26 protein-coding genes are annotated in these 22422 nt (G+C 64.1%); 13 read left to right on the top strand and 13 right to left on the bottom strand.

Annotation, left to right across the window (positions count from 1 at the left end; translation table 11 throughout):
* The first annotated feature begins 60 nt into the window (after window positions 1-60).
* The 5 genes from AC5RUO_RS08535 (at window position 61) to AC5RUO_RS08555 (ending at window position 5260) form a co-directional block, all read left to right on the top strand.
* The gene (locus AC5RUO_RS08535; RefSeq protein ID WP_494103254.1) at window positions 61-1518 is read left to right on the top strand and encodes a dipeptidase; all 1458 of its coding nucleotides are present in this window, start codon (window positions 61-63) and stop codon (window positions 1516-1518) included.
* A gap of 162 nt (window positions 1519-1680) precedes the next feature.
* Window positions 1681-2067: a HesB/IscA family protein gene (locus AC5RUO_RS08540; protein ID WP_009359026.1), complete on the top strand. Its 387-nt coding sequence runs from the start codon at window positions 1681-1683 to the stop codon at window positions 2065-2067.
* Window positions 2068-2251: 184 nt separating this feature from the next.
* Entirely contained in the window at window positions 2252-3124 is an 873-nt protein-coding gene (ctaC, locus tag AC5RUO_RS08545; protein WP_494053602.1) for an aa3-type cytochrome oxidase subunit II, read from the top strand.
* A 10-nt stretch (window positions 3125-3134) separates the two neighbouring features.
* The gene (gene ctaD / locus AC5RUO_RS08550; protein ID WP_494009209.1) at window positions 3135-4862 is read left to right on the top strand and encodes an aa3-type cytochrome oxidase subunit I; all 1728 of its coding nucleotides are present in this window, start codon (window positions 3135-3137) and stop codon (window positions 4860-4862) included.
* Window positions 4859-5260: a cytochrome c oxidase subunit 4 gene (locus AC5RUO_RS08555; RefSeq protein WP_133347118.1), complete on the top strand. Its 402-nt coding sequence runs from the start codon at window positions 4859-4861 to the stop codon at window positions 5258-5260. The genes ctaD and AC5RUO_RS08555 overlap by 4 nt, the downstream gene beginning before the upstream one ends.
* Before the next feature lie 108 nt (window positions 5261-5368).
* Here the strand turns inward: AC5RUO_RS08555 and AC5RUO_RS08560 are convergent, their stop codons facing one another.
* Window positions 5369-5662 (bottom strand): HPr family phosphocarrier protein, encoded by a 294-nt coding sequence (locus AC5RUO_RS08560; RefSeq protein WP_494103255.1) that lies wholly within the window; start codon window positions 5660-5662, stop codon window positions 5369-5371.
* A 164-nt stretch (window positions 5663-5826) separates the two neighbouring features.
* Between AC5RUO_RS08560 and AC5RUO_RS08565 the strand changes: the two genes are divergently transcribed.
* Window positions 5827-6597 (top strand): GntR family transcriptional regulator, encoded by a 771-nt coding sequence (locus AC5RUO_RS08565; protein WP_494103256.1) that lies wholly within the window; start codon window positions 5827-5829, stop codon window positions 6595-6597.
* A gap of 114 nt (window positions 6598-6711) precedes the next feature.
* On the opposite strand, the gene qcrB is transcribed toward AC5RUO_RS08565, so the two are convergent.
* The 4 genes from qcrB to ctaE form a co-directional block, all read right to left on the bottom strand.
* Entirely contained in the window at window positions 6712-8382 is a 1671-nt protein-coding gene (gene qcrB, locus AC5RUO_RS08570; protein WP_494053605.1) for a cytochrome bc1 complex cytochrome b subunit, read from the bottom strand.
* Window positions 8360-9433, bottom strand: coding sequence for a cytochrome bc1 complex Rieske iron-sulfur subunit (gene qcrA, locus AC5RUO_RS08575; protein ID WP_494103257.1), 1074 nt, complete (start codon window positions 9431-9433; stop codon window positions 8360-8362). The genes qcrB and qcrA overlap by 23 nt, the downstream gene beginning before the upstream one ends.
* Window positions 9434-9530: 97 nt before the next feature.
* Window positions 9531-10319, bottom strand: coding sequence for a cytochrome bc1 complex diheme cytochrome c subunit (qcrC, locus tag AC5RUO_RS08580; RefSeq protein WP_494103258.1), 789 nt, complete (start codon window positions 10317-10319; stop codon window positions 9531-9533).
* An 86-nt stretch (window positions 10320-10405) separates the two neighbouring features.
* On the bottom strand, window positions 10406-11044 hold the full coding sequence (gene ctaE, locus AC5RUO_RS08585; RefSeq protein ID WP_200859184.1) for an aa3-type cytochrome oxidase subunit III: 639 nt from the start codon (window positions 11042-11044) through the stop codon (window positions 10406-10408).
* A gap of 148 nt (window positions 11045-11192) precedes the next feature.
* Here ctaE and trpD point away from each other — a divergent pair, with 148 nt between their 5' ends.
* Entirely contained in the window at window positions 11193-12248 is a 1056-nt protein-coding gene (gene trpD / locus AC5RUO_RS08590) for an anthranilate phosphoribosyltransferase (RefSeq protein WP_494103259.1), read from the top strand.
* A 4-nt stretch (window positions 12249-12252) separates the two neighbouring features.
* Here the strand turns inward: trpD and AC5RUO_RS08595 are convergent, their stop codons facing one another.
* Window positions 12253-12534, bottom strand: a complete 282-nt coding sequence (locus tag AC5RUO_RS08595) for an Lrp/AsnC family transcriptional regulator (RefSeq protein WP_494009202.1) — start codon at window positions 12532-12534, stop codon at window positions 12253-12255.
* A 104-nt stretch (window positions 12535-12638) separates the two neighbouring features.
* The gene (locus AC5RUO_RS08600) at window positions 12639-13034 is read right to left on the bottom strand and encodes a DUF3054 domain-containing protein (protein WP_494009201.1); all 396 of its coding nucleotides are present in this window, start codon (window positions 13032-13034) and stop codon (window positions 12639-12641) included.
* Window positions 13035-13105: 71 nt separating this feature from the next.
* Here AC5RUO_RS08600 and AC5RUO_RS08605 point away from each other — a divergent pair, with 71 nt between their 5' ends.
* On the top strand, window positions 13106-13576 hold the full coding sequence (locus AC5RUO_RS08605; protein WP_494053609.1) for a VOC family protein: 471 nt from the start codon (window positions 13106-13108) through the stop codon (window positions 13574-13576).
* On the opposite strand, the gene AC5RUO_RS08610 is transcribed toward AC5RUO_RS08605, so the two are convergent.
* Window positions 13567-13800 carry a hypothetical protein gene (locus tag AC5RUO_RS08610; protein ID WP_494009199.1) on the bottom strand — a complete coding sequence of 78 codons (234 nt, stop codon included), beginning with the start codon at window positions 13798-13800 and terminating at the stop codon, window positions 13567-13569. The two genes, AC5RUO_RS08605 and AC5RUO_RS08610, sit on opposite strands and share 10 nt — an antisense overlap.
* Before the next feature lie 351 nt (window positions 13801-14151).
* Here AC5RUO_RS08610 and AC5RUO_RS08615 point away from each other — a divergent pair, with 351 nt between their 5' ends.
* A complete protein-coding gene (locus tag AC5RUO_RS08615) occupies window positions 14152-14304 on the top strand; it encodes a hypothetical protein (RefSeq protein ID WP_494009198.1) in 153 nt (50 codons plus the stop codon).
* A gap of 526 nt (window positions 14305-14830) precedes the next feature.
* Here AC5RUO_RS08615 and AC5RUO_RS08620 read toward each other — a convergent pair.
* The 4 genes from AC5RUO_RS08620 to AC5RUO_RS08635 are packed head-to-tail and all read right to left on the bottom strand — an operon-like array spanning window position 14831 to window position 17750.
* The gene (locus AC5RUO_RS08620; protein ID WP_494103260.1) at window positions 14831-16348 is read right to left on the bottom strand and encodes a site-specific integrase; all 1518 of its coding nucleotides are present in this window, start codon (window positions 16346-16348) and stop codon (window positions 14831-14833) included.
* Window positions 16338-16676 (bottom strand): helix-turn-helix domain-containing protein, encoded by a 339-nt coding sequence (locus AC5RUO_RS08625; RefSeq protein WP_217432637.1) that lies wholly within the window; start codon window positions 16674-16676, stop codon window positions 16338-16340. The genes AC5RUO_RS08620 and AC5RUO_RS08625 overlap by 11 nt, the downstream gene beginning before the upstream one ends.
* Entirely contained in the window at window positions 16670-17467 is a 798-nt protein-coding gene (locus tag AC5RUO_RS08630) for a tyrosine-type recombinase/integrase (RefSeq protein WP_494103261.1), read from the bottom strand. The genes AC5RUO_RS08625 and AC5RUO_RS08630 overlap by 7 nt, the downstream gene beginning before the upstream one ends.
* Window positions 17430-17750 (bottom strand): hypothetical protein, encoded by a 321-nt coding sequence (locus AC5RUO_RS08635; protein WP_494103262.1) that lies wholly within the window; start codon window positions 17748-17750, stop codon window positions 17430-17432. Before AC5RUO_RS08635 ends, AC5RUO_RS08630 begins: the two co-directional genes overlap by 38 nt.
* 422 nt (window positions 17751-18172) lie before the next feature.
* Between AC5RUO_RS08635 and AC5RUO_RS08640 the strand changes: the two genes are divergently transcribed.
* Genes AC5RUO_RS08640 through AC5RUO_RS08650 form a run of 3 tightly spaced genes read left to right on the top strand, consistent with a single transcriptional unit; the run spans window position 18173 to window position 21287 of the window.
* Window positions 18173-19396 carry a type III polyketide synthase gene (locus tag AC5RUO_RS08640; protein WP_494009197.1) on the top strand — a complete coding sequence of 408 codons (1224 nt, stop codon included), beginning with the start codon at window positions 18173-18175 and terminating at the stop codon, window positions 19394-19396.
* Window positions 19397-19413: 17 nt separating this feature from the next.
* Window positions 19414-20091, top strand: coding sequence for a class I SAM-dependent methyltransferase (locus AC5RUO_RS08645; protein ID WP_494103395.1), 678 nt, complete (start codon window positions 19414-19416; stop codon window positions 20089-20091).
* A gap of 2 nt (window positions 20092-20093) precedes the next feature.
* Window positions 20094-21287, top strand: a complete 1194-nt coding sequence (locus AC5RUO_RS08650; protein WP_494103263.1) for an FAD-dependent oxidoreductase — start codon at window positions 20094-20096, stop codon at window positions 21285-21287.
* Here the strand turns inward: AC5RUO_RS08650 and AC5RUO_RS08655 are convergent.
* Entirely contained in the window at window positions 21275-21688 is a 414-nt protein-coding gene (locus AC5RUO_RS08655) for a nuclear transport factor 2 family protein (protein WP_494009194.1), read from the bottom strand. The two genes, AC5RUO_RS08650 and AC5RUO_RS08655, sit on opposite strands and share 13 nt — an antisense overlap.
* Before the next feature lie 53 nt (window positions 21689-21741).
* Between AC5RUO_RS08655 and AC5RUO_RS08660 the strand changes: the two genes are divergently transcribed.
* Window positions 21742-22422: a peptide deformylase gene (locus tag AC5RUO_RS08660; RefSeq protein ID WP_494009193.1), complete on the top strand. Its 681-nt coding sequence runs from the start codon at window positions 21742-21744 to the stop codon at window positions 22420-22422.

Genomic DNA, 22422 nt, shown 5'->3' on the forward strand with positions numbered 1-22422 from the left:
GCCGCCCTCCCGGTCGTGGGCTCCCAGGGGCCGGGATGTGACGGGGGTAATGTTTTCGCCATGACTTCATCACCCCAGGCTGCTGCCTTTAACCCGGCCGGTCCCGTCACCCCGGGCCGGGCAGGACAAAATGTCACGGAAGAACTCCGCGCGTCAATCGATCAGGCCTTTGACCGGACCCTGGCCCGGCTCAAGGAACTCGTCGCCATCCCGGGCATTGCCTGGCCAAGCTTCGAACGGGCGCCGCTGGAACGCAGCGCGGAAGCAGTCGCGGAACTGCTCCGCGCTGCTGGCCTTGAACCGGTGCAGGTCCTCGGTTGCATGAAGGACGACGGCACTCCAGGGGGTCCGGCCGTCGTGGCCCGCCGTCCAGCCGCCGAGGGCAAGCCCACCATCCTGCTCTACGCCCACCACGACGTCCAGCCGGCCGGAGACGAAACGCTTTGGAAGACGCAGCCATTCACCGCAGAGGAGAAGGACGGGCGCCTCTACGGGCGGGGTGCGGCGGATGACAAAGCGGGCATCATGGCCCACATTGCCGCCTACACCGCCGTTTCCGAGGTCCTCGGTGAGGCGCTGGGCCTCGGCGTCACCTTCTTCTTCGAAGGGGAGGAGGAAGCCGGATCACCCACATTCCGTCAGTTCCTCGAAGCCCACCGGGACCTGCTGCGGGCTGACGTCATCGTCGTCGCCGATTCAAGCAACTGGAAGGTGGGCGTTCCCGCGCTCACCACCAGCCTGCGGGGGCTCGTGGACGGCACCGTTGAAGTGCAGGTACTGGAACACGCGGTGCATTCCGGCATGTACGGCGGTCCTGTGCTGGACGCGCCCACGCTGCTGTCCCGCCTGATCGCGACGTTCCATGATGTCGATGGCAACGTTGCCATCGACGGCCTCGTCGCCACGGACCAGGCCGCAGTGGACCTCCCCGAAGCCGACTACCGCGCCGATGCATCCGTGCTCGACGGCGTCCGGCTCGCCGGATCGGGCAGCATCGCCTCGCGCCTGTGGACGAAGCCGGCCCTGTCGATCATCGGTATCGATGCCCCGGCGGTGGCCGTCGCATCCAACACGCTGCTGCCACGGGCCCGTGCCAAATTCAGCCTTCGGCTCGCCCCCGGCCAGGATCCCGCGGCCGCCATGGACGCGGTGCGCCGGCACGTCGAAGCCAACGCGCCGTTCGGCGCCAGGATCATCTTCACGCCGGGGGAGAGCGGCAACCCCTTCCAGACCGATACCTCCTCGCCGGCCGCACAGGTGGCCATGTGGGCCCTCGGCGAGGCCTGGGGTGTCCCGGCCGTCGAAACCGGCATCGGCGGTTCGATCCCCTTCATCGCGGACCTGCTGGAGCTCTATCCGGACGCGCAGATCCTGGTGACGGGCGTGGAGGATCCGGACTCCCGCGCCCACAGCGCCAACGAATCCCTCCACCTCGGGGACTTCCGGAAAGCCATCCTGGCCGAGGCGCTGATGCTCGTGCGGCTGAACAGCCAGGGATTACGGCGCCGGGGGGACTGAAAGCGGCGCGCGGGGAACAAGAGGCGGCCTTCCTTGGTTACGTTAGGAGTTAGAGCTACAAGGCTGTCCCGCGTAGCATGTAGCTATAGCCCGTACCCCAATCCGTAGGGGCTGGCACCGCCAAGGCGGAGCCGCCAGGACCCGTCCTAAGAAGGTAGGCCAATGAGCACCGCAACCAATGAGAACAGCACCGAAACCACCAGCGCTGCCGGCGAGCTGCCGGTTCACGAGGTCAACCTGACCGACGTCGCAGCAGGCAAGGTCCGCAGTCTTCTCGAGCAGGAAGGCCGTACGGATTTGCGCCTTCGGGTTGCAGTGCAGCCCGGCGGCTGCTCAGGACTGATCTACCAGCTTTACTTTGACGAGCGGCTCCTCGACGGAGATGCCGTCCGGGACTTCGACGGCGTCGAGGTTGTCGTGGATAAGATGAGCGTCCCGTACCTCAGCGGCGCAAGCATCGACTTCGAGGACACCATTTCGAAGCAGGGCTTCACCATCGACAACCCCAATGCCGGTGGCTCCTGCGCGTGTGGAGACTCCTTCCACTAAGCCGGTTGTGTCGCCCGGTGTCGGCGCCGTGCCCCCGCCATGAACATTGGTTGGAGGCACGGCGCCGACATGTGGGCGAAACGCCCGGGGGAGCGGTAAGCTCTACACCGAGTAGTAAAACTTTTAGTGTGCCCGGGGCGCCGATGTGCGCCCGGACAACAGCAACAAGTAGGAAGGGCCGTCTGTGAGTTCGCAGAACCGAACCGGCAGCCGACGCAAAACGATCACAACGATCACTGGCTTGGCTATTGCCGGCGCGTTGGTTTTGACCGGATGTTCGCCAGAGGTAGAGAAGGGGTGGCTGCCCACTGAACGTGGCACCACCAGCAACACCGACCGCATCATGGACCTCTGGGTCAACTCATGGATTGCCGCCCTGGTTGTGGGCATCATTACTTGGGGCCTGATCGTTTGGTGCATTGTGGCCTACCGCCGCCGCAAGGGCACCGTCGGGTTCCCGCGGCAGACCAGCTTCAACCTTCCCCTGGAAGTCTTCTACCTCACCATCCCGCTGTTCATGGTCCTGGTGTTCTTCTACTTCACCGACCGCGACCAGCAAGCCATTGACGACCGCTCCCAGCCCGCCGACGTCGTCGTTGACGTCCGCGGCAAGCAGTGGGCGTGGGACTTCAACTACAAGGCCGGTGACGTCATCGAAGAAGACGTCCACGAGGCCGGCGTCCAGGCGCACCTGACCGGCAACACCATCGACAAGGAACAGCTCCCCACCCTGTACTTGCCGGTTAACAAGTCCGTCGACCTGGAGCTGAACGCACGCGACGTCATCCACTCCTTCTGGGTTCCCGCCTTCCTGCAGAAGCGCGACATGATCCCGGGCAAGACCAACTACATCCGGTTTACCCCCACTAAAGAGGGCACCTACGACGGCAAGTGCGCCGAACTCTGCGGCGAGTACCACTCCGAAATGCTGTTCCGCGTGAAGGTGGTGTCCGAGGCTGAATTCCAGGCCCACATGGACGACCTGAAGGCCGCGGGCAACACGGGCCTCCTCGGTGTGGAGTACGACCGCAACCCGAACCTGAACGAAATTAAGTAAGGGGAGCGACGTGGCTACGTACACTCAATCCGCACCCACCGGAGTCCTGCCGGCTCCCGTGGTTCCCAAGTCCAAGGGACGCATCGTCGTCAACTGGATCACCTCCACCGACCACAAGACCATCGGGTACATGTACCTGATCGCGTCCTTCGTGTTCTTCTGCCTGGGTGGCGTGATGGCGCTGCTCATCCGTGCCGAACTTTTCGAGCCCGGCATGCAGATCCTGCAGACCAAGGAACAGTACAACCAGCTGTTCACCATGCACGGCACCGTGATGCTCCTGATGTTCGCAACCCCGCTGTTCGCCGGGTTCGCAAACGTCATCATGCCCCTGCAGATCGGTGCACCCGACGTGGCGTTCCCGCGCCTTAACGCCCTGGCGTTCTGGTTCTTCCTCTTCGGCTCCACCATCGCCGTCTCGGGCTTCATCACCCCGCAGGGTGCCGCCTCCTTCGGCTGGTTCGCCTACGCGCCGCTCTCCAACACCACCTTCAGCCCCGGCATCGGCGGGGACCTGTGGGTCTTCGGCCTGGCGTTGTCCGGCTTCGGCACCATCCTGGGTGCGGTCAACTTCATCACCACCATCATCTGCATGCGCGCCCCCGGCATGACCATGTGGCGCATGCCGATCTTCACCTGGAACACGCTGGTCACGGCCATCCTGGTCCTCATGGCGTTCCCGCCGCTGGCGGCAGCGCTGTTCGCCCTGGGTGCGGACCGCCGCTTTGGTGCCCACATCTTCGACCCGGAGAACGGCGGCGCCGTCCTGTGGCAGCACCTCTTCTGGTTCTTCGGCCACCCCGAGGTGTACATCATCGCCCTGCCGTTCTTCGGCATCGTCTCGGAGATCTTCCCGGTCTTCAGCCGCAAACCGATCTTCGGCTACAAGGGCCTTGTCTACGCCACCATCGCCATCGCCGCCCTGTCTGTCACTGTGTGGGCTCACCACATGTACGTCACCGGTTCGGTCCTGCTGCCGTTCTTCGCGTTCATGACCATGCTGATTGCGGTGCCCACCGGGGTGAAGTTCTTCAACTGGATCGGCACCATGTGGCGCGGCTCGCTGACGTTCGAAACGCCCATGCTGTGGAGCATCGGCTTCCTCATCACGTTCCTGTTCGGCGGCCTGACCGGCATCATCCTGGCCTCCCCGCCGCTGGACTTCCACGTCTCCGACTCCTACTTCGTGGTGGCGCACTTCCACTACGTGGTGTTCGGCACCGTGGTGTTTGCGATGTTCGCCGGGTTCTACTTCTGGTGGCCCAAGTTCACGGGCAAGATGCTGAACGAGCGCCTGGGCAAGATCCACTTCTGGCTCCTCTTCCTCGGCTTCCACGGCACCTTCCTCATCCAGCACTGGCTGGGTGTTGAGGGTATGCCCCGCCGCTACGCCGACTACCTGGTGGAGGACAACTTCACCTGGATGAACCAGTTCTCCACGGTTGCCTCCTTCGTCCTGGGTGCCTCGCTCATCCCGTTCTTCTGGAACGTGTACATCACCTGGCGCAACGCCCCGAAGGTTGAAGTGGATGATCCCTGGGGCTTCGGTGCCTCGCTGGAGTGGGCCACGTCCTGCCCGCCGCCGCGGCACAACTTCACGTCGCTGCCGCGCATCCGGTCCGAGCGTCCCGCCCTGGACCTGCACCACCCGGAGCTCCGCCAGGTCCACACCGCTGAGAATCCCGCTCCTGCAGCCCAGGTTCTGGGCAACGCCGACCAGAAGGACACCGCACAGTGAAAATCGAATCCTGGATCTTTGGCGCCGGAGTCTTCTTCTTCGTCCCCGTAGCCCTGGTATACGGCTTCCTGACCAACTGGGGCGAATGGGTCGGCATCCTGGGCATCCTCCTGGTCGGAGGCCTCGCCGGCATGATCGGCGGATACCTCGGTTTCACCGGCAAGCGCGTAGGACTCCGCCCCGAGGACCGCAGCGATGCTGAGATCCACGAGGGCGCCGGCGAGCAGGGCCACTTCAGCCCCTGGAGCTGGTGGCCGCTGGTCCTCGGCCTCGCCTGCGCAGGCGGATTCCTCGGCCTCGCAGTCGGCTGGTGGATCCTCTACATCGCCGCTGGCCTCGCCGTCGTGGCGCTCATCGGCTGGGTTTACGAGTACAGCCGCGGAGACCACGCCCACTAGGCAAGCAGTCTCATAAGAACGACGTCGGGCCCCACCTCAGGTGGGGCCCGACGTCGTTTGTGTTCCAAGCCAGCGACGCGGCTAGGTAGCGGTCAGCCTCGGCGGCTGCTACGCCGCCCCCTGAGACTCCAGGAGATCGGCAAGGGACCGAAGGACATCGCGGGCCTCCTGATGGCTTGCAGGCCCATCCAGGGCGGTGTCGCTGATGCCCAGTTCCACCTCGCAGCCGTGGTGGAAGTCAGCCGTCATGACCTGGAGCAGCGACCGGGCATCCACGCCGCTGATGCCAGCCTTGGCGATGGTGACAGGCAAGCCGGTGTCGGTGACCGCCCGGACGAACACGGCAGCGGGACGGGCGTGCAGCCCGACAGAGGCCGTAACCACGGCCTTGTGTGTTGGCAAAGGGGACTCCTTCGTCGCGACGGCCCCATCCGTCGGTACTGATTTTTTTCCTGACCAAATATATCGGCCCATCACAGTCGCCACCCAACCAGTGCCGTGGCCGGACAGAGCTGGTCTAGACCTGACCTAAAATGGAAGGGGAAATTCGACGGCAGGGAGAGACCATGGCGGCGGGCGCTAAGGGCATCAAGGGCGAGATTGACCGCACCAGCGGAACGTCCATCTATATCCAGCTCCGGGAAATCCTGCGGGCCTACATTGTTGAGTCGTGCCCTCCCGGCAGTGCGCTCCCGTCCGAACGCGACCTCGCCGAGCGCTTTGGGCTTGCCAGGATGACCGTTCGGCAGGCAATTGACGCGCTGGTCGGCGAAGAGGTCATCGAGCGTGTGGTGGGACTGGGCACGTTCGTCCGCCGGCCCAAAGTGGACCTGCAGGTCAAACTGACCTCGTACAGCGAGGAGATGCAGCGCCGTGGCATGGTCCCGGCGGCAAAGGTGCTGAGTTTCGAACAGATCGGCGCCAGCGCGTTCCTTGCGCGGGAGCTTCAACTCGACGAGGGAACTCCGTTGGTCCGCTTCCGCCGGCTGCTCCTGGCGGACGGGGAACCCATGAGCGTGGATGAAAACTTCATTCCCGCGCACCGTGTTCCCGGACTCCTGGATGGCGAGCCTCCCACATCCCTGTACAACGTGCTCAGCGAGCAGTTCGGGCTGGTGATGGAGTGGGGCGAGGACATGATCGAGGCCACGGCCGCTTCACCCTCCACGGCCCGGCTCCTCAATGTCGAGGTGGGGTCTCCGCTGCTGAAGATCCAGCGGCACGCGTTCGTGGCGCGGGCGATGGTGGACTATTCCGTGTCCTACTACCGGGCGGACCGGTACAAGCTCTGGGTGCCGCTGCAGCGGCCGGGGGCGCGGCGGGCCCGCAACCATTAGGGCAGCCGCTTCCCAACCCGTCACAGCCCGCAGAGCGGGCTGTGACGGGTTGCTGCAGCTGGGAAACAGAAGAGGCCCGGTCCATCTGGACCGGGCCTCTTCTGTATGTGGAACCTAGTGTGACAGGCTCTTGGCTTCCTCGGGAGCTTCGACCGCTGCGTGGCCGTGGCCGTGTGCGGCCTCAAGCTCGGCAGGGGTTGCCGGGGCAACCCGGTCCTCGAAGAACCACTTGGAGAGGAGCGCGCGGCGCTTCTCCTTCCGGGTCACCACGCCGTGTTCATTCGGAATCGCCGGAATGACTTCCGGTGACTCGAAGCCCACCAGCTTGTAGCGCTTGTACTCATCCAGCGGTGCGTGGACCTCGATGAATTCACCGTGGGGCAGACGCACGATGCGGCCCGTCTCACGTCCGTGCAGTGCGATTTCACGGTCCTTGCGCTGGAGTGCCAGGGCAACGCGCTTGGTGACGATGAACGCAATGATCGGCCCGATGAAGAACAGTGCACGCAGCCAGTACGTGACGTCGTTCAGGGAAACACCGAAGTGGGTTGCAATGAGGTCGGATCCAGCTGCTGCCCACATCACGCAGTACCAGACGAAGCCGGCCATGCCGATCGCGGTGCGGGTGGGGGCGTTGCGGGGACGGTCAAGCACGTGGTGCTCACGGTCGTCCTTGGTGACCCAGCGTTCGATCCACGGGTACATGAACATCACGGTGAACAGGATGCCCGCGGGGACTAGGGCCGGCAGCAGGACGTTGAACGAGAAGATGAAGCCGAACCAGTTCTGCTCAACCTGCCAGTCACCGAATGTGCCCGGCATCAGGCGCAGGGCGCCGTCGACGAATCCGATGTACCAGTCAGGCTGGGTACCGGCGGAAACGGGGGAGGGATCGTAGGGTCCGTAGTTCCAGATCGGGTTGATGGTGAAGAATCCGGCCATCAAGGCCAGGACACCGAAGACGATGAAGAAGAACCCACCGGCCTTGGCGGCGTAAACCGGACCCAGGGGGTAGCCCACAACGTTGTTGTCGTTGCGGCCCGGGCCGGGGTACTGGGTGTGCTTGTGAATGACCACCATGAACAGGTGCAGCACGATCATGAGCAGGATCAGGGCCGGCACCAGCAGGATGTGCAGCATGTACAGGCGACCGATAACTGCCGTGCCCGGGAACTCGCCGCCGAACAGGAAGAACGAGATGTAGGTACCGATAACCGGAATGGACTTGATGACGCCGTCGATGATGCGCAGGCCGTTGCCGGAGAGCAGGTCATCAGGGAGCGAATAGCCAGTGAAGCCGGCTGCCATGGCCAGGATGAGCAGCACGCCGCCAACAACCCAGTTCATTTCGCGCGGCCGGCGGAATGCCCCGGTAAAGAACACGCGGAGCATGTGCACGGCGATGGAGGCCACGAAAAGCAGTGCTGCCCAGTGGTGGACCTGGCGCATGAACAATCCGCCGCGGATATCGAAGGAGATGTTCAGCGAGGAACTGTAGGCCACCGACATCTCGACGCCCTTGAGGGGCACGTAGGAACCCTCGTAGTGCGTCTCCGCCATGGACGGATCAAAGAAGAACGTCAGGAAGGTACCCGAGAGCAGCAGGATGACGAACGAGTAGAGAGCCACTTCACCGAACATGAAGGACCAGTGGTCCGGGAAGACCTTGCGGCCGAACTCCCGAAGGATTCCAGAGCCGCCAACACGTGAGTCGACGAAGTCGGTAAACCGGCCTGTCTTGGTTTTGGCGACGAAAGCGGGCTCAGCTGTTGATGCTGCGCTCATGCATATCACGCTCCCAGTAACTTGGTCCTACGGGTTCTTTGAAGTCGCTGGTAGCGACCAGGTAGCCCTCGTCGTCAACCGCGATGGGCAGCTGGGGGAGAGGCCGGCTGGCGGGGCCGAAGATCACCTTGCACTCCTGCGTGAGGTCAAAGGTGGACTGGTGGCACGGGCACAGCAGGTGGTGCGTCTGCTGCTCGTACAGTGCAACAGGGCAGCCGACGTGGGTGCAGATCTTGGAGTAGGCAACGATGCCGTTGTAACCCCAGTCCTCGCGGCCCTCGGAGGGGTTCAGTGAGGCTGGGTCCAGACGCATGAGCAGCACAACGGCCTTGGCCTTTTCGTTGAGCTTGCCCTCGTGGAGTTCGTTCAGGCCTTCCGGAATGACGTGGAATGCCGAACCGATGGTGACGTCCGCAGCCTTGATGGGGGTGCCATCGGGGTCGCGGGCGAGGCGCTTGAGCTTGCCGTCCTGCGGAGCCCACATGGTGTGGGCCAGTTTGTTGTCAGGACGCGGGCCCAGGTCGCCAAAGATGGCAACAGCAGGAAGCGGAGCCAGTGCAACGGCGCCGAGAAGCGTATTGCGGATCAGCGGGCGGCGCTTGATCCCGGTCTCCTCGACGATGTCGTCGACGATGCGGACGGCAGCCTTCCGGTCCTCTTCGTATCGGATCGCGTGGCGTTCCTCGGAGACCTCGTGATCGGGCATCAGGGCCTTGGCCCAGTGGACGATGCCGGTGCCGATGCCAAGCATCGCACATGCGGTGCCAAGGCCCAGCAGCATGTTCTGGAGCCGGATGGTGCCGATGGTGGATTCATCGCCACCCAGATCAATGGCGAAGTACGCCACCAGGAAGATCAGGGTTCCAACAACAGAGATGCCAAAAAGTAAGGCGACCTGCCGTTCTGCCCGCTTTGCGGCCTTCGGGTCCGTGTCAGCCAGGCGCAAACGGTGCGGAGGAAGCCCAGGGTCCTGGAACTTCTCCACCTCATTCTGACCAGCCGTAGCTACGGTGCCCGAGTGGTTCGGACTGCCGTCACTATGGTTGCCCATAATTCGCCTCATCCTTCTCTCGTCCCGGCGGTTGCCGGGTTAGTTTCTAATATCAACCTGCTGATTGCAGCAGTAATTCTTTGGCCTTGGCCGGACGTCAGGACGTACGGGAGGTCAGCCAGATGGTGAACGCGATGATCACGCCAAGGCCAGCAACCCACACAAACAGGCCTTCTGCAACCGGACCCAAGGACCCGAGTTCTGCGCCGCCGGGGGAGCCGGTGGTTTCGATCTGCTTCAGGAAGGTGATGATGTCGCGCTTGTCTTCGGGAGTGATGTTCGAGTCACTGAATACCGGCATGTTCTGCGGGCCGGTGACCATGGCCTCGTAGATGTGCTTGCCGGAAACGTCAGCCAGGGCGGGAGCAAACTTACCCCTGGTCAGCGCGCCGCCTGCTGCTGCCGCGTTGTGGCACATGGCGCAGTTGACGCGGAAGAGCTCACCACCCTCTGCGGCGTTGCCGCCTTCGTCAAGCAGGTGCTCCTCAGGAACTGCCGGGCCGGCTCCCAGGGAGGCAACGTATGCTGACAACTGCTGGGTCTGCTCATCGTTGAACTGGACAGGCTTCTTGAGCGCCTGGGGGCCGTTCATCTGCATCGGCATGCGGCCGGTCCCCACCTGGAAGTCAACTGCAGCGGCACCTACGCCCACCAGGGAGGGACCATCCTGGGTTCCACTGGCACCGAAGCCGTGGCACGTGGCGCAGTTGGCGTCAAACAGCTTGCCGCCTTCTTCGACGTCGTTCGCGCTGTAGGTGGTGGTGGAAGCCTTGGCCTCGTTGGCTGTGGTCGCGACGGCGTACAGCCCACCCGTGAGGAGGAGCCCCATCAGGAGCAGCGCTATTGCTGCAAGTGGGTGACGCCGCTTTTGTGAGAGTGCCTTCACGTGGTGGTTCCTTTAGTCGTTCGTGCGCCGGCTCCGGGAGCCGCTACCTGAAATTCTGCCTCTTGTAGAAAAAGAATCAAAGCTGGCTACTTGAGTACGTAGATGACCAGGAAGAGGCCGATCCACACAACGTCCACGAAGTGCCAGTAGTAAGAGGTGACGATCGCAGAGGTTGCTTCGAAGTGCCCGAACTTCTTCGCGGCAAAAGCCCGGCCCATGATGAGCAGGAAGGCGATGAGCCCGCCGATCACGTGGAGGCCGTGGAAGCCGGTGGTCATGTAGAAGGCAGAGCCATAGGCGTTGGAGGAGAGCGAGACGTGCTCGGAAACGAGCATGGCGTACTCGGTGGCCTGGCCGGCGACGAAGAACGCACCCATAAGGAACGTCAGGAGGAACCATTCGTTCATTCCCCAGCGGGAGAACTGGAATGCACCCCCGGTCCGGCGCGGCTGGAGCCGCTCAGCGGCGAAGACGCCCATCTGGCAAGTGAAGGAACTGGCCACGAGGACGATCGTGTTGGCGAGCGCGAAGGGGAAGTTGAGCTTGGCTGTCTCGTCCGCCCACATTTGCGCGCTGGTGGAGCGCAGGGTGAAGTACATGGCGAAGAGACCGGCGAAGAACATCAACTCGCTGGACAGCCACACGACGGTTCCAACGGAAACCATATTTGGGCGGTTCAGCGTGGGGTGCGCCGGGGTACTGGGGGCATGGGTCGCAGATGTCACATAGACATTATGTCTGTAAAAGTCCGTGCTGCCCAACGCAAACCGCCTTTTCGAGGGACTTTTTCTACAAAGACGCGAATTCGCTGCGAAAAGTTCCCGCGCCCGTTCACATTGGTCAGCCCGCAGCTTCCCTCGATAGCATCAGGAGGTGACTTCACAGGCTTCCGCAGCGTCCGCCAACTCGTGGCCCCGGCTCATCTCGTCCTTGATCAGCGGCAGGGACCTTACGGCGGACAACACGTCCTGGGCGATGGACACCATCATGTCCGGGGAGGCCTCTCCGGCGCAGATCGCGGGTTTCCTGGTTGCCCTCAGTGCCAAGGGTGAAACCGTCGAGGAGCTTTCGGGACTCGTGGATGCCATGCTGGCGCACGCCAACCGGGTGACGATTACCGGCGAAAAGCTGGACATCGTCGGCACCGGTGGTGACCAACTTAACACGGTTAACATTTCCACCATGGCGGCCCTGGTGGCTGCCGGTGCCGGTGCCAAGGTGGTCAAGCACGGCAACCGGGCGGCGTCGTCGTCGTCCGGATCCGCGGACGTGCTGGAGGCGCTCGGGGTCCGCCTCGACCTGTCCATTGAGCAGGTGGCGCGTAATGCTGAAGAGGCAGGAATTACGTTCTGCTTCGCCCAGGTGTTCCACCCGTCGTTCCGCCACACCGCGGTGCCTAGGCGGGAGCTGGCGATTCCCACGGCGTTCAACTTCCTGGGCCCGCTCACCAACCCGGCGCAGGTGCAGGCCTCCGCCGTCGGGGTTGCCCATGCCCGGATGGCGCCGCTGGTCGCGGGAGTTCTCGCCCGGCGGGGGAGCCGGGGGCTTGTGTTCCGCGGAAATGACGGACTCGACGAGCTCACCACCACCGGTCCGTCCACGGTGTGGGAAATCCGGGACGGCGCGGTGAACGAACTAGCGTTTTCGCCCCAGGACCTCGGAATCAGCCTGGCCACAGTGGAACAGCTGCGCGGCGGGGACGCGCAGGCTAATGCGGCTGTGGTGCGGGAAGTCCTGGCCGGCAAGGAAGGTCCCGCCCGGGACGCGGTTCTGCTCAACGCGGCGGCCGGGCTCGTGGCCTTCGACCGTCGCGCGGAGGGGCCGTTCCTGGACCGGATGCAAAAGGCCTACGCCAGGGCCGCAGAATCCATCGATTCCGGTGCCGCCGCTGCAGTGCTCGACAAGTGGGTGGCCCTCACCAGGGCCTAGGCTCCTACTGCTCGAAGCCGAGCGAGAACGCCGCGTCCAGGTCGTGCTGCGAGTAGGCGCGGAACGCGATGTGCGTGGTGGTATGAACCACGGCGGGAACCTTTGAGAGCTTGTCGGCGATGACATCTGCCAGGTCCTCATGCTGCCGGACCCGCGCGACGGCGATCAGGTCCCATTCGCCCGTGACCGAATAGACCTCGCTGATTCCCTCAATCGCCGAGATCTCCTCCGCCGTCTCGGGAATACGGGCAGCGTCGGTCTTGATCAGAACGAATGCGGTGATCACGTTGAACCCCTCCGGATCAGTTGCGCCGCGGCAGGGCCCGGCAGGCTTGTCAGTGCTGCCAGCCTATTACATCCGCGCGCTGCGCCTGTCCGGCTGGTCCAGGGTTATTTTTTCCGGCGGCGGATGCCGGCGAGGATCAGACGGTAGCCCACGAGGAGAACGCCAAGGCTCAGCAGCGCCACAATAACGAAGGGGAGTACCACCGTCTGGCCTGTGACGGCCCGCAGCAGCATGCCGCCGACCAGGCTCCCAAGCCACACCGCCAGGCCGCTGCGCACCGACAGGGGATCCCGCCATACCCGGGCCGCCAGCCATCCAGCTGCCGCCCCTGCCAGGAACGGCCACGCCGTCAGCAGTACGCCGGAGACCACATCTCCGCGCTGGTGCGCGTCACGGCCGATGGCGGCGAAGACCAGGATCAGCACCAGATCCGTTACAGCGGCTCCCGCCGCCAAGCCGGCCAAGGAGGGCTTGGCTGGCTTCACATTCCGGAAACTCATGGTTTCGACCTTAGCGTCCCGTTCCCGCGCGGGGCGATCCCGATTAGGCTCAAGCCGGAAGGGAGCAAACTATGCCGCGTCGTGTCGGAACATGCCTCTGGTTCGAGAACCAGGCGGAAGAAGCCGCAAAGTTCTACGTCAGCGTCTTCGACGATTCGAAGATCATCAACGTCTCACGTTTTGGCGAAGGAGGGCCGGGGGCAACGGGTGAGGCAATCGCCGTCGACTTTGAACTGGAAGGGCGTCCATTCACGGCATTGAACGGGTCCCGGGGGTCCAGCTTCACCGAAGCCGTGTCCTTCGTGGTGGACTGCGAGGACCAGGCGGCCGTGGACCGGTACTGGACGGCGCTGACGGACGGCGGCTCGGAAAGCATGTGCGGCTGGCTGAAGGACCGGTACGGGGTGTCCTGGCAGGTGGTGCCATCCGTCCTTCCATCGCTGATCGCTGGACCGGACCCGGAGGGCTCCCAGCGGGCTATGCAGGCCATGCTGGGTATGCGGAAACTGGACATCGCCGAACTTCAGAAGGCCTACGGCTGACGCCTACCGGGAGCCGACGTGTCCGGGGGAAGCCGGCGTACCAGCCACGACGATTCCCATCGCAGTCCGTTCTCGCCGATGTCAGAACTCTCAACCAGAACATGGGTGATGGTGTAGGCGATGGCGCTGCCGGTGACGCCTCTGACCATTACCGGAGCGGGGCGCAGCATGACAATCGGTAGCCCCGGGGCCTGGAGCAGTGCAGCCTCGATGGCGGCTTCCATGCTTTCTTGATTGACGTACCGGGGGAGCGGGAGCAAATCGGCGCTTTTGCCAGAGTGGTCAGGTGATAGGGGCATGGGATGTCCTGGGGATACGCGGGTGCCTGCGCGCCAAAGCCCACTGCATAAGCTGGCCAATTTTCGGGGCCAATCGACCTCTACCGCCTGCGGATGCTTACCGCAGGAGGTATGCATCCGACGGTAGACCCCCGTGCACTGTTTGGCATCCGTAGCTGGTACTTGATTCCCAGGGGAGGGTTACTTATCTTTTGGGATGCCAGTCCGCGTTTCGGAAGCGGGATACGAGTAACCTGCCGGTATCCGCTGCTTTAGTGCGGCAAATTTGGAGGTTGTGTGAACAAGCCGCTTTGGATCTGCTGCCTGGTGGGGGCTGCAGTCGGCATCACCCTGGGGCTGGCAGTCTTCGACAGCCCGGTTGTGGGCTTCGCGGTGGGCTTGGGACTTGGGGCGATCGTGGGTGCCGGAATCGGTACCAGGCAGGAGTAGCCGGTGGCGGATTCCGGTTTCCTTGAAGCAGGCGGCGTTTCGATGCTGCTCTCCATGAAGCGCTGAGACCGCCGGTCACAAGACGGTCCGGGAGAGCGGTGGATTCGGACTACTGGCATCCCTGCGGATTGAATGTGGGCGTATTCCTGCCATAAGACCGGGCCGTAGGGGTCAGCAATTAGGTATGCGGTTCGCTGGGTGGGCGCTTGGGCTAAGAACGGGCGAATGAGCTCGTCGAAACTGTCATGACAACCCCTGATGCTGACGTTAGGCTCATGGCATGGGCGCCTGGGATTGGAAGCGGCCAACCAAGACGGAAGCCGTACTTATGGGAATTTTCGCTGTGCTGCTGTCGGCCAGCAACCTGTACGCGGTGCTCGCAGAGGGTGCTAGGGCGACTGTGTGGTACTGGGCCCTGCAGGCTCTAAATTTGGCTTTGTTCTTCTTCAGCGTCTGGTGGTACCACCGGGCAGCAAAGCTTCCGCCTAATCAAGGTTAGAAGTTCCGCGTGATCTTGCCGATGGGGTCAGGGCATGGTTCGCAGGTTGACGTAGCGTGACCAGGCGTCGCCTGCTGCGTCGGCGTGGAGGAACGCGATCTGGTGGCTGTACCCGAGTGCGTCTGCGACCAGTGGCGGCGGTGAGGCCAGGAGATGTTCGTCCAGGGCAGTGTTTCGTGCGCCGCGCAGGTCGATGCCGAGGCTGCGGAGCCTGTCCATGATGGTGTTGGGGTGAAGTGGCTGGCCGGCGCGGGTTCCCGGGAAGAGCCACGGGCTTTGAGGGCCCGCTCCCGTTCTGAGATTCGGACGGCTCGCGAGGTGCTCTTGAAGTAGTTCAGCGAAAGGCCTGGGAACGGGTACCGGATGGGCGCCGAAGCTGATCCTCACGTTGCCGTTGGTTTCGCTGGTTTCGACGGCATCGGTCCGGAGTTTTGCTACCCGCACGAGCGGTTGGGCGTAGAGAAGAAGCAGGATGCCAGCGACTCTGTAGGGCAGGGATTCGCTGGTGCCGGTGAGCAGTTCCCGCAGCCATGCCACGCGTTGGTCCTGGGTGATTGTTGGGCGGGTTTTGGCGCTGTAGTGGCCCATTTCCACCCGGTGGTTTGTGCCGGTGTTGTTGATGAACACGATGAAGGTGCGGATGGCTTTTCTGGTTGTGGGGCCGGTGGCGAGCCAGGTTTCGATGTCCTGCTGGGTGCAGCTCGTTGCGGTGCGCTGGTGGGTTTCCCAGAGCCAGTCCAGGAACTTGATGGTTTCGGTGATCTCTTGTTTGGCGGAGTGCACCGGGGCTTGGGCACTCTTTTCGGGGGTTGTCATGGACCGTATGCGGCGGAGGTGATGCCAGGTGGCGAATTGGCTGACGGGTTTGGCGATCTCCTCGGGCAGGGCGCGGAGCTTGTTCTCAATCCAGGTCTCGAACCGGGCCAGGTGCGGGTCTTGATAGGGGAGGAGCCCGTGATGGATGAACAGGGCACGCAGGTGATTCGCCGGTCGTTCCGCCGACTCAGCCACGGCGTCGAAGCCTTCGTGAGTCAAGGGAGTTTCACCGCGTGACAGAGATGTCAGGAGGGCTTGGACTTTGGGGGAGCGCTTCCAGGTGATGATGCTTTCGGGCCGGTCTGCCTTGCAGAGAACATCGACGATTTTGCGGGCAGTCTTCGGGTCGGCAGGTTGTGTGAGCAGTAGTTTGTTGAGGTCGTCCCGGAGGCCGCAGCGGGCGCAGATGCCGCGCCGGTAGAACTCGCCTTCCGTGTTGCAGCGGGTGCAGTGAAAGTCGTGGAGGATGCCGGCGCATGGTGCGCAGCGGGGCCCTCCGGCGGCCGCGGGCGGCCCGGGCAGCAGCCGCTGCCGACCGCAGCCGGGGCAGATCCCGTGGGTGCGGGTGGCAGTGGTGAAGCAGGGGCCGCAGATTCGGCCTTCGGGCCAGGTAGCGCGTGTTCTGCCCGCGTTTCGGCCGCATCGTGCGCAGGTGGCGGTCCCGGTGGTGCGCGGCCTGCCGAGCTTGGTGTTGCGGGGCGTCAGTCCTTCGGGCGAATCAGTGGTCATCGTCGATGATGCGGGCCCGTCGCGGGCGGACGGTGCGGTTCAGGTCGACGACGTTGGGGGCGCTGGTGCCGGTTTTGCGGGCGCGGACGTCAGCGGCTGTGACGGTGATGAGGTCCTCGGGGCCGCAGGAGAAGATGTCGCAGATCGCAGCGATAACCTGCAGTGCGACGCGTTCTGGTTTCTGGTTGACGAGCCGGTAGACCTGTGGCCGGGACAAGGTGATGCCGCGCTCGGCGAGCAGAGGGATGAGGTCGGTGGTGTTGTGGAGTCCCCGCGCTGCCATGAGCTCGGAGAGCCGCCACTTGTATTCGACTTCGCGTCTCACCATTGACCTCGCATCTGCACGCCCAGGATTTCGTCGATGGTGCGGTCCAGGGCTGCCCGGAGGGTTGTGTTGCGGAAGTCGTCGCTGACGAACTGGTAGATCCCTGTGGTGGAGGCGTGTTCGTGGCCCATTTGATGTTGCACGAATCTAGGATCCCATCCGTCCTCCAGCAGGTGCGTTGCGTAGGAGCGCCGGAGCGAGTGCAGGTCCAGGCCATCCATTGGCAGGCCCAGCTCGGCCAGGTAGCGCCGGAGCCGGCGCAGCAGGGTGGATTCACAGATCAGGCCGCCGCGTTCGCTGGGGAACAGATCCAGGGTTTCGAGCGTGCCTCGTCCGTTGGCGAGCCAGTCGTCGATGACGCCGGCGGTCCAGTCGAAGACCGTCAGGACGCTGCGGGGTTTGTGCGGGGAGCCCTTGCGTGACTTGCCGAACCGGACCTTGCAGACGCCTGCCTTGCCGAACCTTCGTGCCTGGGGGTTGGTCGCAAAGTCGATGGTTTGCAGGTGCCTGAGTTCGTTGAATCTAAGCCCGTATGAGTAGGCGACTTTCAGCATGACGGCGTCCCGGTAAGCAGCTTCCCAGCCTTTCTTGCCTGAGGCGGCGATGACTTCGACCTGGTCGTCGGCGTGATCGAACAGCATCTGCAGTTCCGTCTTGGTGAAGGGCCGCTTGGAGGGGCGTCCCTCGTACTCCTGTGTGTGGGAGGCGGTGTTCCAGTCAAAGAAGACCTGGGACGGGTGCGTTCCGAAACGCTGTTCACAGACCCGGTCCCAGCCGTAGTCGGGGTTCGACACGTATGACGTGAACCGGCGGAGCGTGGACTGGTAACCGCGGACGGTGGAGTGCTTCAGCTGGTGGATCGAGCGGCTCCGGTGCCCAGTTCCACGGGAACTCGTTCACATGGTTGACGAACCGGCGGACGCACTCGATGCCCTTGTCGATAGTGTCGAACTGGAGGTTCCTGGAGAGCTGCTGGTTGCGCCACCCGGTCAGCATGTCCTCAAGCGTCTGTTCCTCGGGATACAGCAGCTGAACAGCGCTCAGCTGCAGCACACGCCCGGACGCGTCGACCGCCATTTTCGCCCCACAGTTCCGTCGAAGTTTGTGCTCAAATCCTGAATCAATGATTCATCAAATGCATCATCAGCACAAAACCGCAGGTCAGAGACACGTATTAGCCGCCTTCGAAGTTGGGAGTTGCAGCCGTCAGGAGCGCCTGGGCAGCGTCACACAAAGCAGTCAGGCCGCAAAGTCTGCGGAATCTCAAGGAAGTCGGAGAACTCCGTTGCGTATCCGGGGGATCGGGCCATTGATTCATCTGATGCAATACGCAGAGTACAACTTGACATAATGTAGATTATCGGCGTTTTGGGGACCCCGGCGAAAGTGGGGGCTGAGGCCTCTGAGCTTCAGTGCATCCGGAGCCGTCGGTCCAGCAATTCCGCAGGTCGGCGGCACACGCCATTGTCTTAATGTGGGGCCTCGTTAAGAATGGGTCAATGACGGTCTATGTGCGATCACTCGAAACTGCGGTCCCTAAAACCATGCTGGTCCAGTCTGAAGCCCGTGACGTATTTGCCGCCCAGCCAGGCCTCACGAGGTTGGGTTCGCGGCTGGTCAGCACCTGCTTTGACTCGGCCGCCATCGATACGCGGTTCACAGCCGTCGAGGAACTGACCAACGACTTCCGCTCCGACGACCCGCAGTTCTACGACCCTTCGTCGGGCCTTCTGCTCAACCCGAGCACCAAGGTCCGCAACGAGATCTTCGCCCGCGAGGCCACCAAGCTGTTCGTGGAAGCCGCCCGGGCAGCCCTGGCCTCCGCCCCTGAACTAGATTTACTTGACATAACTCACCTCGTGACCGTTTCCTGCACGGGTTTCTTCAATCCTGGCCCGGACTACAAGATCGTCCGTGAGCTTGGCCTGGATCCGGCAGTCCAGCGCTACCACCTCGGATTCATGGGCTGCTATGCCGCCTTTCCCGCACTCCGCGCTGCGAAACTCTTCTGCGAGGCTGACCCGAACGCCGTGGTCCTGGTGGTGTGCGCCGAGCTGTGCTCGCTGCACGTCCGGACGTCGAACGACCCCGACACCATCATGGGTTCGGCGCTGTTTGCTGACGGTGCAGCCGCCGCCGTGGTCACCGCCCGGCCGGACGCGGCGGAAAACGCACTCCTGCAAGTGGACCAGTTTGAGACGGTCCTCACGCCGGTTGGCGAGGACTCCATGGCATGGAACATCGGCGACAACGGCTTCGAGATGGTCCTCGGAAACTACGTCCCGCACATTATTGACGACCACATCGTGGGAGCACTGCAACCACTCCTGGCGCGGGAGCCTGAACTGGCAGCACTCCCCTACACGTCCATCCAGCACTGGGGAATCCATCCGGGCGGGCGGAGCATCCTCGACAAGGTCCAGTCCCGGCTCGGCCTGACGGACCCACAGCTGGTGCCCGCGCGCGAAGTCCTGCGGAACTACGGCAACATGAGCAGCGCCACTGTGCTCTTCGTCCTCAGGCACATCCTTCAGCAGGAAGGACAGCCACAGGACGGTGCCGGCGGCGGCCGCATCTGCTCCATGGCATTCGGGCCCGGCCTCACGGTGGAGACGGCCCTGTTCACGAAATTGCGGCAGGCACCTGCGGACGCCACCGCCTTGCAGGGCGTTCGGACCGCGGAGATCCGGCAACCGCTGGAAGCGGAAGCCCCGGTGGCCTGACCGGCGTGGATTTCCTGATGCGGGAGCGCGACACCACGGCAGTGGAGCTGATGGACCTGCCTGATTGCGACCCCCGCCGGCTGGACAACACCTACCGCCAGTTCGGCGTCGTCAACCGGGTCCTCAGCGGCTGGCAGCGGCTCTACCGGCGGGAGCTCCGTCCCTTGCTGGCGGCACAACCGATCCGGCTCCTGGACATTGGCTCGGGTGGCGGCGACCTTGCCGTCCTGCTGGCCCGCTGGGCCCGGCGCGACGGGCTCACCCTCACCATCACAGGAATTGATCCCGACCCCCGCGCAGCTTCCTTCGCGCAGAAGCGGCCTCCCGTACAGGGCGTTCAATTCCGGCAGGCGCACAGCGCGGACGAGGTGGCCGTGGGCCGGACCTATGACGTGGTGATCTCCAACCACGTCCTCCACCACCTCCCGGTAGAGGAGTTCCAGGTCTTGCTGGCACACTCGGAGGTGCTCGCCGGGAAAAAGGTCCTGCACAACGACCTCCGCCGAAGCCCCGCAGCCTTCACCCTGTTTGGCGTAGCGGCCCTCCCCTTTGCCGGCTCCTACATCCGCGTGGACGGGCTGACCTCGATCCGCCGAAGCTACACTCCTGCTGAACTTTCCGCCCTCGCTCCCCCGGGCTGGACTGTGGAACGCAGCGCGGCCTTCCACCAAGTCCTCACCTACCGCCAGGGCTGACCATGGCGGTGGATGTTGTGGTGGTGGGCGGCGGTCCGGTGGGCCTGTACCTTGCGGCGGCGCTTCTCCAGCAGGGCATCAGTGTCCGGGTGCTTGAGCGGCGGCAGTCCCGGGACCTTCACACGCGCGCCATCGGCATCCATCCGCCGGCGCTCTCTGCCCTGGATGAGGTCGATGTGGCCTCCGCCCTGGTGCGGGAGGGCGTACCGATCCGGACGGGGATGGCGGTCAGCCGGGGAAAGACGTTGGGCGTCATGGCGTTCGACGGCGTCTCGGACACCTTCCCGTTCGTGCTGGCACTGCCCCAGTTCCGGACCGAGCAACTGCTGGAGGAACGCCTCCGTGCCCTGGACAGCGACGCGCTGGTGCGGGGCGTGGAAGCCACGGCGGTGAACGACGACGGCGGCCGCGTCACCATAGAGGTCCAGCGGGCTCCGGGTACCCCGGCAGGAATCACGTCATTCAGCGCTTCCATGGTGGTGGCTGCAGACGGCGCACGGTCCAGGTTCCGGGACCTCCTGGGCGTTCCGGTACAGAGGAAGACGTATCCGGACCACTACCTGATGGGGGATTTCGCGGATCCCGGCCGGCACGGGGACATGGCGGTCCTCTTCCTGGAGCGCGGCGGGATTGTCGAGTCGTTTCCCCTCCCGGGCGGCATCCGGCGCTGGGTGGTCCGCCTGGGCTGGCCGGCACGAGATGCAGGGGCGCCGGACCTTGTAAGAATGGTGGGCCAGCGCACCGGCATCCTGCCCGACGCCGGCACCAACAGCATGCTCAGCGCATTCAGCGTCCGTTCCACCCTGGCGCTTCAAACAGTAGTGGGACGGACCGTGCTGCTCGGCGACGCCGCCCATGAAATCAGTCCCATCGGAGGCCAGGGCATGAATCTCGGCTGGCTGGACGCCCATGCCCTGGTTCCGCTCCTGCGTGAAGCCCTCGCAGGAGGGCGTACCGATACCGGCTTCGAGCAGTTCGAGGCGGACCGGCGCCGGGCTGCGCTGCTGGCCCGCCGACAGTCAGAGATCAACATGCTGCTGGGGCGCGCGCTGCCGCCGCCCCTGCTGCACCTGCGGAATTCGGCCATCAGGGCCGCAGCGTCAACGCCGGCCGTGAATGCGTGGGCGGCGCGGCGGTTCACCATGCAGGAGGAACGGCTGCACCCCGGCGGCTCCGTCCAGGCTCACCGGAAGTAGCAGTCATAACTGTCCTGGCTGACGATCAAGCCGTCGCTGACTTCGAACACGGACGACGTCCTTGCCCGGATGGTTTCCCCTGCATCCCAATACCGGAGGTCCATCAGCACCGTGGCGGACCAGTCCGCTTCCACGGCTACCCGGCCCGCCTCGCAGGTGGTGCGGCGGATGGCGAACTTCTGGTCCCGCACAACTGTGGCGCTCTGGTCTGCGCCGGCCAGGACCTCAGCCAGCGTCCGCGTGGCCCCCTCGGGAGCCAGCAGGTGCGGGGCCTCGACCAGGACGAACGCATCGGCAAGGAGCGGCTTGATGCCGGCCGCTCCCCCGCCCGATTCCAGCACCTTGAGGAAACCCAGGACACAATCGAGTGGCGACGCGCCGGGCAGCGGGGAGATGGCCATGACATCGACAGTAGCAAGCCGCCCGCTTTCCCGGTCCCCAGTAGGCTTTCGTCATGACGCCAAGCACGCCCGGGACCGCCATGAACGACGAACAGATCCGTGAACTTGTGGAGCGTATCCTCTCGGCCGGCATGATGCCGCCCATCGTCCAGGCGGGCCATCCGGCCCTTCGCCAGCGCGCGGCCGCCTACAACGGGCAGCTGCCCGCGGAGCAGCTGGCCCGGCTGATCGAGCTCATGCGCCAGGTCATGCACGAGGCGCCCGGGGTGGGGCTGGCAGCGCCCCAGCTTGGCATACCCCTTCAAATTGCGGTCCTCGAAGACCTGTACGACGTCGACCCGGAGGCGGCCGCCCTGCGCAACCGGAGCCCGCTGGAGTTCCTGGCGATCCTCAATCCCCGCTATACGCCGCAGGGCAGCGGAACCGCCGCTTTCTACGAAGGGTGCCTCTCCCTGAACGGGCTCCAGGCCGTGGTGGCCCGCCCGGACAACGTGCTCCTTGACTATGAAACGCCCGACGGCACGGCAGCCCAGCGCCAGTTCGCCGGCTGGCAGGCCAGGATCGTGCAGCACGAAACCGACCACCTCAACGGAATCCTCTACATCGACAGGGCCCAGCTGCGGTCATTGAGCAGCAACAGCGAATACGCGGCACATTGGGCCGCGCCCGGAATCAGCAGGGCCCGGGAGGGCCTCGGCTTTGACGACCGGCCGGCTGGCATCAGCATCAGTTGA

Source organism: Arthrobacter sp. Y3221087, assembly GCF_059089905.1.